This window comes from Shinella daejeonensis (genome assembly GCF_024281235.1).
GTDB classification, from domain to species: domain Bacteria; phylum Pseudomonadota; class Alphaproteobacteria; order Rhizobiales; family Rhizobiaceae; genus Shinella; species Shinella daejeonensis.
This window is the reverse complement of sequence record NZ_JAHWXY010000006.1, coordinates 123,047-134,747: the sequence shown is the minus strand read 5'-3', so window position 1 is coordinate 134,747 and position 11,701 is coordinate 123,047. Positions and strand designations below refer to the sequence as shown.

At 58.4% G+C, this 11,701-nt stretch carries 12 protein-coding genes; 5 read left to right on the top strand and 7 right to left on the bottom strand.

Annotation, left to right across the window (positions count from 1 at the left end; all coding sequences use genetic code 11):
• From KYK29_RS15605 to KYK29_RS15575, 7 genes are all read right to left on the bottom strand, one after another.
• Nucleotides 1-567 carry a hypothetical protein gene (locus KYK29_RS15605; protein ID WP_254691830.1) on the bottom strand — a complete coding sequence of 189 codons (567 nt, stop codon included), beginning with the start codon at nt 565-567 and terminating at the stop codon, nt 1-3.
• The gene (locus KYK29_RS15600) at nt 560-1,198 is read right to left on the bottom strand and encodes an HIT family protein (RefSeq protein ID WP_254691829.1); all 639 of its coding nucleotides are present in this window, start codon (nt 1,196-1,198) and stop codon (nt 560-562) included. The genes KYK29_RS15605 and KYK29_RS15600 overlap by 8 nt, the downstream gene beginning before the upstream one ends.
• A 187-nt stretch (nt 1,199-1,385) precedes the next feature.
• Nucleotides 1,386-2,792, bottom strand: coding sequence for a type IV secretory system conjugative DNA transfer family protein (locus KYK29_RS15595; protein WP_254691828.1), 1,407 nt, complete (start codon nt 2,790-2,792; stop codon nt 1,386-1,388).
• Complete coding sequence (locus KYK29_RS15590; protein WP_254691827.1) at nt 2,789-3,019, bottom strand: hypothetical protein; 231 nt, start codon at nt 3,017-3,019, stop codon at nt 2,789-2,791. Before KYK29_RS15590 ends, KYK29_RS15595 begins: the two co-directional genes overlap by 4 nt.
• The gene (locus KYK29_RS15585) at nt 3,016-3,540 is read right to left on the bottom strand and encodes a hypothetical protein (RefSeq protein ID WP_254691826.1); all 525 of its coding nucleotides are present in this window, start codon (nt 3,538-3,540) and stop codon (nt 3,016-3,018) included. Before KYK29_RS15585 ends, KYK29_RS15590 begins: the two co-directional genes overlap by 4 nt.
• A gap of 22 nt (nt 3,541-3,562) precedes the next feature.
• Nucleotides 3,563-4,846, bottom strand: coding sequence for a relaxase/mobilization nuclease domain-containing protein (locus KYK29_RS15580; protein ID WP_254691825.1), 1,284 nt, complete (start codon nt 4,844-4,846; stop codon nt 3,563-3,565).
• On the bottom strand, nt 4,843-5,280 hold the full coding sequence (locus KYK29_RS15575; protein WP_254691824.1) for a hypothetical protein: 438 nt from the start codon (nt 5,278-5,280) through the stop codon (nt 4,843-4,845). The genes KYK29_RS15580 and KYK29_RS15575 overlap by 4 nt, the downstream gene beginning before the upstream one ends.
• A 618-nt stretch (nt 5,281-5,898) precedes the next feature.
• Here KYK29_RS15575 and KYK29_RS15570 point away from each other — a divergent pair.
• The 5 genes from KYK29_RS15570 to KYK29_RS15550 all read left to right on the top strand — a co-directional run bounded on the left by KYK29_RS15570 (nt 5,899) and on the right by KYK29_RS15550 (nt 11,679).
• The gene (locus KYK29_RS15570) at nt 5,899-6,747 is read left to right on the top strand and encodes a sulfotransferase family 2 domain-containing protein (RefSeq protein ID WP_254691823.1); all 849 of its coding nucleotides are present in this window, start codon (nt 5,899-5,901) and stop codon (nt 6,745-6,747) included.
• A gap of 525 nt (nt 6,748-7,272) precedes the next feature.
• Nucleotides 7,273-8,172 carry a sulfate adenylyltransferase subunit CysD gene (gene cysD / locus KYK29_RS15565; protein ID WP_254691822.1) on the top strand — a complete coding sequence of 300 codons (900 nt, stop codon included), beginning with the start codon at nt 7,273-7,275 and terminating at the stop codon, nt 8,170-8,172.
• The gene (gene nodQ, locus KYK29_RS15560; RefSeq protein ID WP_254691821.1) at nt 8,172-10,073 is read left to right on the top strand and encodes a bifunctional sulfate adenylyltransferase/adenylyl-sulfate kinase NodQ; all 1,902 of its coding nucleotides are present in this window, start codon (nt 8,172-8,174) and stop codon (nt 10,071-10,073) included. The genes cysD and nodQ overlap by 1 nt, the downstream gene beginning before the upstream one ends.
• Nucleotides 10,054-10,878 carry a 3'(2'),5'-bisphosphate nucleotidase CysQ gene (gene cysQ / locus KYK29_RS15555; protein WP_437437263.1) on the top strand — a complete coding sequence of 275 codons (825 nt, stop codon included), beginning with the start codon at nt 10,054-10,056 and terminating at the stop codon, nt 10,876-10,878. The genes nodQ and cysQ overlap by 20 nt, the downstream gene beginning before the upstream one ends.
• Nucleotides 10,879-10,887: 9 nt before the next feature.
• Nucleotides 10,888-11,679: a sulfite exporter TauE/SafE family protein gene (locus KYK29_RS15550; protein ID WP_254691820.1), complete on the top strand. Its 792-nt coding sequence runs from the start codon at nt 10,888-10,890 to the stop codon at nt 11,677-11,679.
• The last annotated feature ends 22 nt before the right edge of the window (nt 11,680-11,701 follow it).

Sequence of the window (11,701 nt, the reverse complement as noted above, 5' to 3'; positions counted from 1 at the left end):
TTAGCCATCATTCAGCGTGCCAAATATTTGTTTGGCCAAGTTTTGAAGAGCTGCCAGAATGTTATCGGAGAAATATCCAAATACGAAACCAAAGCCCAGAAGGGCATAAATATCATCGAAGCTTTCGTTTTTCAGGAAGGGTATGATTCCGGACGCGAATAAAAATCCTGTAAACAGCGATACCATTGATGAATTGAAGGGGACAATAATACGCCACAAGCAGCGATCCCGATTCCATATTCCTTTAGCGACCGAGTGATAAAGCCATTTCAGATCGAATACAGCTCCCCCAACAAATCCGGCTAGCGCGAGTGCCATCCATTTCAGGTTTGCTTCGGCGACATAGGCGTCCAGTGGTGAAAGATATATAAAGCCCGATTTAACGGCAGTATCTGGCTGCACCAGAATGGCTTGTAACATGAGAAAATTTGCTACTAACAAATAGCTCAGTAAAAGAACAAATTCGATGCCGATTTGCCACCATGCCTCGGCCTTGTAGCGGGACGTCCAATTTCCGACAGTTCTACCATCGTCATAATTCGGTTGCTCTTCGGTATCGTCAGCCATGGCCACCCATGACTTTAATCGTCTTATGTACGTTATCTAAAAAGGAATACTCTTTATAGTTCCACTCACTTGGAGAACCTATCTTCTCGGCGATAAGTTTGCGAAACCATTGTGAAACAGGCGTCTGTATTTCGGCAAAGCTCGCTTTTTTTCTTGAGGATACAAAGAAGTATTCCTGCTTGGTGGGTACATCGGCAGGAGTTTGTCCCGCCTTAAGAGGCTGCCAATGATAGGAGCCTTCTTCATGGGCCGCCTTGGTAAGGTTGAAATGCAGCGGAACAAAGTGCAAATGGGCCTGATCAACACCGCAGGAAATTTGGGAGCCGGCATAGCCGCCGTGCTCAAAAATAAACGTTTCCCCGAATTTGCTTTCAAGTTCGCCCCAAACACAGTCGATGAGATATTTAAATTCATCGTGATGCGCGGCTTGCAAGTCAGCCAGACGGCTAATTGGAAATTTGGGAATTAATAGCAGCCAGCCCGGCACCAGGGAGCCGAGGGTGGGCAGAACGACAAAATTATCTGTTTCTCGCAAAGCTTGGTCATAACAAGCCCGCCCATTGTCATCTCCTTGAAGAGATAGCCAATGGAATTTGCTTTTTTTTGCGGCGGTGTTCTCTATATGTCTCATATCTCATGATACGGTTTGGGATTCGCCGAATTTTATACCAAATACCCTAGAGGGGAAAGAGCTTCTCATTGCAAACTGTAGAGGTGCTTGATGGATATTTTTCTAATTTATTACAATAGGTTAAAATGCGCGTATTTTGCGACTGATGGGTGATCCGTAAGGGTTTAGCGCGTTTTTCAAACCACATTCAATCTGGATCGCGCCCTAATAGATGGGTATTCGAAAGCCACGCATATTTGTCTGGCCTTTCGCGCACGTCACGGAGCAAGCCGCTCATTTCTTCGCGCTCCCAGAAGTTCGGCATATCGACGGTAAAATATCCATGGTCGCGGGATTCGAGCAGGCCGCTTTCCCCACCCGTCGCGGCCCGAATGTCCTCAACCTGTAACAGCGGGCGGGCCTGTTCCGAGAGATTGTCGCCGGAGCCGTTCACCTGATTATTGTTGACGTTGAAGCCGCGCACCATGACCGAGGTTTTGCCCGAACGGTGCTCGATTTCTTTCAGCGTGTCGGTATCGGGCAGGCCGCGATAGAGCGTGTGCGCCACGGCCTTCTTCCAGATACGGGCGGTCTCGCGCCCATACTTGGCCTCGATCTGCGCCGCCGCGTTCTGGAACACGCCGAGGAAATTGACGCCGCCTTGGCGGTACAGGGTGAGGATTTCATAGAAATTGGACACGTAAAGCTGCCCCCATTCCTCGCCGACGAGAAGGGCGCGCAGCGGTCCGTGCGCGTCGGCGAAGCGCTCGACGATGGCGGCGGTCATGGAGCCGACGAAATTCCGGCTGGTTTCCGAGCGGGCCGAGCCAATGATGAAGAGCGCCGTGCGCTCGTGCTTCATTTCGGCAGGGTCGAAAGAGTTGCGTTCTGTCGCGGCCCGTGCCGCCGAACCTGGTTGGAAGCCTTGCAGCCGTTCGACAATGACGGACGAATAGGCGTTCCACTGGTCGCGCGATTGCGTCAGGCTGGCGATCTGGCGGCACATGCCGGAATCTTCCTCCATGCGTCCGTCACTCGCCCAGACATAAAGATCGTCGGCGATTTCCTCGCGGCCCCGCCCGAAGAAGTCCCACAGGCCCCCCGCCGTGCAGGGCCAGCGTTTCGAGGGATAGAGCGCCGTTATCTTGTTGTAGAGCGCGAAGGCCGTTCGTACGCCTTGCCCGATCCAGCGGTGCGTGGGGTGCGGGTCGATGGGGACAAGGTAACTCGCGCAATCATAGGCGACCTCGCCGACGATTGAGCGCAGCGCGAGCTGCGCCGCCACTTCCAGCAGCCGCGTATTGAAATTATAGGTTTCGGACGGATAACCGTAGAGCTGGCCCGCGTTGATGAAGCGCACGACGTACCCTTGCCGCTCCAGCGTCTTCCATGAAATCCACGCCAGTTCGGCGTCCTTTGGGTCGGTGATGATCTTGGTCAGGTGCGCCGTGCGCGGCGATACCAAATTGACGCCGAGAAAGCGGGCCAGCTTGCCCTTGCCTGCCTGCGCGTCGATGGCGACGGGTTCCGTGCCGCCATAGACGAGGGCGGTTCCATTGAGGAATCCCATTTCGATCCCGCGCCGGATATTCCGGTAGGTCGTTACGTCCTTCATAGCAGCCCCGAATCCTCAAGGTTTTGCGGATCGTTCAGCTGCGCATTGCCAAGCTGGCCGCTCGGGTTGGCGTCCAGCATGGCTTGCAGTTGCGCCGCTGCCTGTGCTTCGGCGCGCTCGCGGGCTATCCGTGCCTCGGCGGCGTCCTCCCATGCAAGGCGCTGCTGCGCGTGGGATTCCAGCATCCAGAAGAATTGATAGATGTCCACGAGGCGGCGGAAGCTCATTCCTGATCGTCCTCGTCTTCCCAATTTCGCTCCGATTCCTCGTCGTCCCAACTGGCGAAGCGGAAATTCTCCGGCTGTTGGCGCGGCAAGGCGCGTTGCGGCGGGGCCGGAAGCTGATGGCGCGGCGGCGTGTATTCCGTGGGCGGGGCGGCCTGCTGCCCTTCTTGCCCCAGCATCATCATGAGGCCGAGCGAACCGAGCATGTACCCGCCTAGCATCATGTAGGAGAGATAGTTCCAGTTGATATGAATGTTGAGGAACAGGCTCGCGAACAGGATGAAGGCGGGCACGAGCAGCGACCCCGCAAGGCCGAAATGCACGAAAGCGCGGGATTCTTCCGGCATAAAGACAATCCTGCCGATATGGAGCGGCTTGTTCCAAGACAGCAGGCACAGGATTGTGAGCACGAAGGTTGCAAAGGCGGCAATCGTGAAGATCACAAAAAAGAACATCATTACGGCGACACCCGCAAACGCCATGACCATAGCGATTGCGGTGGTTTCATCGTTCTTTTGGGACATGACCTATCTCCTTGCTTGAAGGTCAGCGTTCGAGTTTCAGATGAAGGGAAGGCGCGCGGGATGCCTCGCGGCCCTGTGATGGCGGCTCGACGCCGCGCGTGAATTTGAGGAAGCGGCCGATGTCCTTGCGCAGGTCGAGAAGCTGTTCGGCCTGCGCTTTACGCAGTTCCTTGAACCGTTCTTGCAGCACCGCGCGTTCCTCGCGCTGCCTGTCGATCAACTCTTGCCGTTCTTCGGCCTGCCGCATCGCGGAGCGTTGGGCTTCCACTTCATTCAGGCGGCGCACATCCCGATAGTGTCCGGTGAGGCGGTGCCAGAGGCCGCGCAATCCCTTCGGCAGACGAGCGGTGCGGGAAAGGGTCTCAAGGTCCCATTCCTGCTTCTGGCGCTCTTCCTGTTCGGCCCGCGCGGCGCGGTGCGCCCGCGTCATGTCCTCTTTCTTGCGGGCAAGCTGCGCCGAGCGCTGCACGAACCGTTCGCGGGATTCCTCGATATGGCGGCGGATGGCGGGCGTCATGCGCGCGCCGATCACCTTGCGCGTATCGGTAACGGACGAGAGGTTTTCTCCGTCACCGAGCCGTGCGCGAACGTCTTTCGTTTTGACATCGAGCAGACGCGGCAGCGACCAGACCTCGCCGCCATGGTCGAGGACGACGAAACCGCGCTTGTCACCCTTGGCGAGGAAGAAACCGCGATCCTGCAAGGCATGTTCAAATGCCTTGCGGTCGTCGGCCTGTTTCCAGCAATCCTGCACGGCCTGCTTGAGCCAGCGCGGGTCGATGTTTTGCCGTTTGGCTTGCTGCCACTCGGCAAGGCTGAAGTTCGTCGGGTTGCGTTCGGCGGCGTTCTCTAGGCCGCGCGGCATCTTCCATCCATGTTCCAGATACAAGTTGCGGGAAATCCCCATGAGTTTCGTCTTGAAGAAACTCATCTGCTTCGCGGTGAGTGTTTCGGCGTCGATGCGCGACCATACGCAATGCGCGTGGGTTCGCCCTTCCTTGGTGTAAAACACCGTCGCGCGGGGCTGGCCTTGCAGACCGAGGCGGTCTTCGATCCGGTCGATGGTGAGTTCAAAAGTTTCGATGGACACATGCGCGTCGGCAGGCGGGCTTAAACTCAGGGAAAAGAGGTATTGCGTGCATTTCGTGCCGCGACTGATCGCTTCCGCTTCCTTGAAGGCGTCCTTGAGATTGTCGGATGCGAAGCCGCGCAGCTCGTGCAGCCGCACATGCTCGTTGTCGTCGGTACGCATCAAGTGAGCGGCTAAATCCTGCCCGCCCGCGCGTTGGGACGCCTTCAGGATCATGACCGGCCCTCCGGCTTGAGACCGAGGGCGGTCATGAGCAGGCGGCGGATTTCGCGAATGTCGGCGAGCGCGCCGAACAGTTCCAGTTCCGTTTCCGGCGTGACGGGCAGGACGCCAATATTCACCGCATGGGCGATCTGGTTAAGGTTGCTGGAAAGGCGCGACTGGCCGAGCAGGGCCAACGCCCGCGCATGGGCTTGCCGATCTTCGACGGACAGGCCCGTCCGGCGCATCCGTAAGGGCGCTTCTCCGAGAACCTTCGCCTTGATGTAGGCACCGAGCGGAGCGCCCGCAGCCTCGACAGCTAGGCGGGCGCGGTCGGCATCCGACAGCCTTATACAAAACGGCGCAGGGCGTTTACGCCTCTGTTTCGGAGTGGCTTTGCCGTGAGCCGTTTCAATGGTTGTAGAATTAAACGCATCGCTTAGGGGCATGGCGGCACCGGAGAATCTTTCGATTCCCGACGCTCAAGAAATTCGCACCAGTCCGTCAAAACCTCGAACAATTCGTTCGAGGTCTCCTCACTGAGGCGCGCCATTTCAATGCAAAGATGAGTGTTGCTGCGGCAATGACGCTATCCCCTGTAGCGAAGCGTTCAAAATCGCTCTTGCGGCTGCGATCCTGATCTCTTCATGACCGACTTTGGCCGACTGGATAATCACGCGTAGGTAAGCGGGAAAGTCACAGGGTTATTTGTGATGTTTCCTCGTATCGGTCGGATGAAAGGGCCAACGATTATGTCGAACGGGTGTCGCCGTTCCTGAGGAGATCGTGAAGGGGCTGATGGTCTTCCCGCCTGCTCCTACGATGCCGATCCAGCCGCCGACACGCCGTCAAAAAACACCACAAAGCACGGTTACGGCGGATGGCCGGCCCGTGGAGGTGGAGCGGTTTTCACCGGCTCCACCGGGATCATTGATCCGGTATTTACAGCAGGCTAGATTCAAGGAGAAAAAGGTGTGCAGCACCGGGTCCACTCGGGTTGCACGACGGCTTCGAATGAAAATAAACCGGAAATCCAGGCTTGGTTCAATGGGCGGCGGATGAATGACATGAACACGATATTCTTTGATAAGCCCGCCAATTGGCAAACTACCCAGCGACTGATGCAACAGTCGTGGGAACACAGGAAGGCTGAATTTCAGGGGCGCGCCGCGCACGACACGTTCTTCAGCTATGTGATTACTCCAGCGAGTGGCCGCTGGGCGTTCTTCTCTTCAGGAAAAACAGGCACGACCACGGTTCTCGACGCCCTGTTCGAAGTTGAATTCGGTTGTGTGTGCAACACCGTGATAGAGGACCCGACGGATCTCAACAAGGATGCGGCGTTGCATCGGACCGTGCAGGCCGGCGTCTTCCGTCAGTTGCACTTGCGCAACGATGTTGAAAGCCTGGGCGGGTATCTTGATCGTTGCCTACGGATTGCGTCCGTGCGCCATCCGACTGATCGGGCATGGTCGTCGTTTCGCTATCTGTGTCGATCGGCAAGGTTGCGGCACGGACAATTCTCGATGGACCGGCTTCGAATGAATGCGCTCGTTGGCATGGATTGGGAACACCATGCGATGAACCGCGAAGGATTCGAGCGCTTCCTCGATTATATACGCATCAGCCTCGAAGCCGGTGGCGAGATGGAAGTCAACAACCATTGGCGTCCACAGGTTCTGGACGTGCGCCCGGATTTGTTCGCGCCGCATATTCTTGCGCGTCTGGAGGATCCCGGCAGTTGGCGGCGGGAACTTGCCGAGCGGCTGGATAATCCCGCACCCCTCAGCGAACGGCACCGTAATCCGGGTGAGGATAAGACCGAACAGTTGCCGGAATGGTTTGGGCAGAACAGCATCCGGTCGCGGCTCGAGGCTGTTTACGGATGCGATTATGAGGCGTTTGGTTATCGGTAAGAGCGCAATACGCTTGCTTGGCTTTTGGCGCCAATGTCTGTGCGGCGGCTCTTGATCTGAATGATGCAAGAGGTCGCTGCTGCTGAACGGGCCATCTCATCCGTCGGCTTCCCGGTGCAGCCATGCCGTTGCCGCATTGACGGAATAAATCCCCACTTCATCGTGAACAGGGTGGTCGGTGAGCGGGCCTTGGGAATCAATAGCGTCGCCAACGATCTTCTTAAGAAGAATAGGCAGGATTATTAGGAGTTCAATAGATGTGAACTTGTTGCGGGGATTTAGAAGATTAGAGCTGAGGGCCGATTGTTTCCAACACCGTCCTTCTGATGGTTGCAAGTGTCGGGATTGCTCTAATTTCGAAGCGGGCGTGGATTGACTACCCGAAACAAACCCCTTTTTCGGTTGACATCTTCCGCTACTTTTTGAATGAACTGACCTTCTTCCAGCGCCTGTCTGGCAAGGGCAGGCGTAGAACACCGTCTATGGGCTTGCACGTCCAGCTATTCTTCAGAGGACATCTTAGGAATGCATCTTTCGCATCTGGATAGGCTCGAGGCCGAGGCGATACATATATTTCGGGAGGTGGCGGCGAATTTTTCCAATCCGGTCATGCTTTACTCGATCGGCAAGGATTCATCCGTCATGCTTCATCTCGCCATGAAGGCCTTCTATCCCGCGAAGCCGCCTTTCCCCTTCCTGCATGTCGATACGACGTGGAAGTTCCGGGAAATGATTTCGTTCCGGGACAGGATGGCGAAGGATCTCGGCTTCGACCTGCTCGTTCATATCAATCCGGACGGCGTTGCCGAGAACATCAATCCCTTTCGGCACGGCTCCAATTACCACACCCATGTGATGAAGACCGTGGGCCTTCGTCAGGCGCTCGACAAATACGGGTTCGACGCAGCCTTCGGCGGCGCCCGGCGCGACGAGGAGAAGTCGCGCGCCAAGGAGCGGATCTTCTCCTTCCGCACCACCAACCACACCTGGGATCCGAAGAGCCAGCGGCCGGAAATGTGGAAAACCTACAATACCCGCGTCAACAAGGGCGAGACGATCCGCGTCTTCCCCCTGTCGAACTGGACGGAACTCGACATCTGGCAATATATCCTGAAGGAAAATATTCCGATCGTTCCGCTTTACTTCGCGGCGGAACGGCCGGTCGTCGAGCGCGACGGCATGCTGATCATGGTGGATGACGATCGCATGCAACTGGAGAAGGATGAGGTGGTGGCGAAGCGGCTGGTCCGTTTCCGCACGCTCGGCTGCTATCCGCTGACCGGCGCCATCGAGTCCGAGGCCGATACGCTCGAGAAGATCGTTGCGGAAATGCTCACCGCCCGCACCTCGGAGCGCCAGGGCCGCCTGATCGACAAGGATGAGGCGGGCTCGATGGAGAAGAAGAAGCGCGAGGGGTATTTCTGATGAAGATCGACACCGCAAACGTTTCGGCGGGCAACATCGTCGACTATCTGAACGCGCAGGAACACAAGTCGATGCTGCGCTTCCTGACCTGCGGATCCGTCGACGATGGCAAGTCCACGCTCATCGGCCGCCTGCTCTACGATACGAAGCTGATCTTCGAGGATCAGCTGGTGGCGCTCGAAAGCGACAGCAGGAAACACGGTACGGCCGGCGAGAACATCGACTTCGCCCTTCTGGTCGACGGACTGGAGGCCGAGCGGGAGCAAGGCATCACCATCGATGTCGCCTATCGTTTTTTTGCGACGGAAAAGCGCAAGTTCATCGTCGCGGACACGCCCGGTCATGAGGAATATACCCGGAACATGGCGACCGGCGCGTCGACGGCGGATCTCGCCATCGTTCTGGTCGACAGCCGCCAGGGCGTGTTGCGCCAGACGCGCCGTCATTCTTTCATCGCATCGCTTCTGGGCATCCGCCACATCGTCCTGGCCGTGAACAAGATCGATCTGGTCGGTTATGATCAGGCGGTTTTCGACGGTATTGTCGCCGACTACATGGCCTTCGCCAAGGACCTGGGTTTCGAGACGATCCTGCCGATCCCGCTATCGGCGCGCTTCGGCGACAATATCACGACCCGGTCGGAGCAGATGCCGTGGTATGACGGACCGGCTCTTCTGGAACATCTGGAGAGCGTGCCGATCGAGGACGGGGCGCTTGACAGACCGTTCCGCTTTCCCGTGCAATACGTCAATCGCCCGAACCTGAATTTCCGCGGCTTCGCCGGCCAGGTCTCCTCCGGCCGGATCGCCGTCGGTGACGAGGTCATGGTCGCCAAGTCCCGGCAGGTCTCGAAGATCAAGGAAATCGTCACCCATGGCGGAAATCTTCGCGAGGCGGTCGAAGGGCAGGCGGTCACGCTCGTCCTCGAAGACCAGGTAGAGGTCTCGCGGGGCAACATGCTCGTGGCGCCGGCCGACGCTCCGCAGGTCACCGATCAGTTGCAGGCGCATCTCATCTGGTTCGACGCCAATCCCCTGCTGCCGGGGCGCAGCTACATCCTGCGCACCGAAACAGACAGCGTGAATTGTACGATAACCGCGCTGAAGCACGAGATCGACGTCAATACGTTCGCCCAGGAAGCCGTCAAGTCGCTGCCGATGAACGGCGTCGGAGTCTGCAATATCTCGTTGCAGGCGCCCATCGCCTTCGATCCCTATAAGCACAACCGATCCACGGGCAATTTCGTCATTATCGACCGCTATTCGAATGCCACGCTTGGAGCGGGGATGATCGATTTTGCGCTGCGGCGGGCGGACAATGTGCAATGGCAGGCGACGGACGTCCACAAGAAGGCCCGCGCGGAACTGAAGCACCAGAAACCGGCCGTCCTCTGGTTCACCGGTTTTTCCGGGTCCGGCAAGTCGACGATCGCCAACGGCGTGGAGAAACTGCTTCACGCCCGCGGCAGGCATACCTACATGCTGGACGGCGACAATGTGCGCCATGGCCTCAACCGGGACCTCGGCTTCACCCAGGAAGACCGGGTGGAGAACATCCGGCGTGTCGCGGAAGTGGCCAGGCTGATGGTGGATGCGGGCCTGATCGTGCTGGTGTCCTTCATCTCGCCGTTCCGTTCGGAGCGTCGCCTTGCTCGCGAGATGCTGGAGGACGGGGAATTCTTCGAGATTTTCGTCGACACGCCGATCGAGGAATGTGCGAAGCGCGACCCGAAGGGGCTTTACCGCAAGGCCGCAGCCGGCGAGATCGCGAATTTCACCGGCATCAGTTCTCCCTATGAACGGCCGGAAAACCCGGAAATCCATCTGCACACGGTTGGCCATACGCCGCAGGATCTTGCCGTCAGGATCGTCGACTTTCTGCATGAGCAGGGTGAGGACTGACGTGGATTTTCTGGAAAATTTCGAGCGGATCGCGATCGCCGCCGGCCGCGTCATCATGGACGTCTATAATGGCGAGATCGCCGTCGGCTTCAAGGACGACCGGTCGCCGGTGACCGAGGCCGACGAGCGGGCCGAAGCGCTGATCCTCAGGGAGCTTGCGGCGCTGTTTCCGGATATCCCGGTCGTTGCGGAGGAAGAGGTCGCCGCCGGCCGCGTGCCGCAGCTTCACGGAAACGCCTTCATTCTCGTCGATCCGCTCGACGGGACCAAGGAGTTCATCAACCGCCGGCCGGATTTCACCGTGAATATCGCGCTTGTGGAAAACGGCATCCCGGTAGCCGGCGTCGTCTATGCGCCGGCGCAGGGGGTCGCCTACGTCGGGGCGGAGACAGGGGCGGAGAAGCTCACGGTCTCGCAAGACGGCGTCGTCGTCGCACGGCAGCCGATCGGATGCCGCACGCCGGCCGGCCGCCTCGTCGCTGTGGCGAGCCGCTCGCATAACAATCCGGAGACCATGGCGTTTCTTGCAGAAAACGGCATCGAGGAAAACACGTCCATAGGCTCCTCCCTGAAGTTCTGCCTTGTCGCGGAAGGGGCGGCCGATGTCTATCCCCGTTTCGGCCGGACGATGGAATGGGACACGGCGGCGGGAGACGCGGTTCTGCGGGCCGCGGGCGGCGCGACGGTGAAGGTGGACGGATCGCTGTTTGTCTATGGGAAGATCGACCAGCCCGACGACGCCGACTTCGCCAATCCGCACTTCATCTGCTGGGGGCACGCCAGGACACGGCCGGCGAACAGGTGATCGAACGCCTTGATTGATTGGCACTACTCGATATCGGGTCTGTTTGTCGGCGCTTTCGTCGGTATCACCGGCGTGGGGGGCGGCTCTCTCATGACGCCGATCCTGGTATTGCTCTTCGGCGTTCATCCGGTTACCGCCGTCGGCACCGATCTGCTTTATGCGGCCATCACCAAATCTGTCGGTACGATCGTTCATGGCCGCAAACAGACCGTGAACTGGAAGATCGTGCGCTTTCTGGCCCTGGGAAGCATTCCTGGCGCGCTCCTGACGATCCTGCTGATCTCCACCACCGGAAAGCCGGACGACGGGATCGCCAGCCTGATCATGACCACGCTTGGCTGTACGCTTCTGCTGACGTCCCTGCTTTTGATGTTCCGCGACAGGCTGGTGATGATGATGGGGCGCATGCAGCGGCCGGCGCAGAGGAAGCGCCTGCCTCAGGATTATCCCGGGCCGGCGATCATCCTGGGCTTCATCCTCGGTGCGCTGGTGACGCTGACCTCGGTCGGCGCCGGCGCGCTCGGCGTCACGCTGATGCTGTTTCTCTATCCGCGCCTGCGCCTGACCGACATCATCGGCTCCGATATCGCCCATGCCGTCCCGCTGACGCTGATCAGCGGCATCGGCTATTGGGTCATGGGCGGCGTCGATTGGGGCATGCTCGGATCGTTGCTGGTGGGCTCCATACCGGGCATCATCATCGGCAGCCTTATCGCGGTGTCCGTTTCCGATCGGTTCATCCGTCCCGTTCTTGCGCTGGTTCTTGCGGTCGTCGGCCTGAAACTCGTGCTAGCCTCCTAGATATGGCGTAATGCCGCCTTCC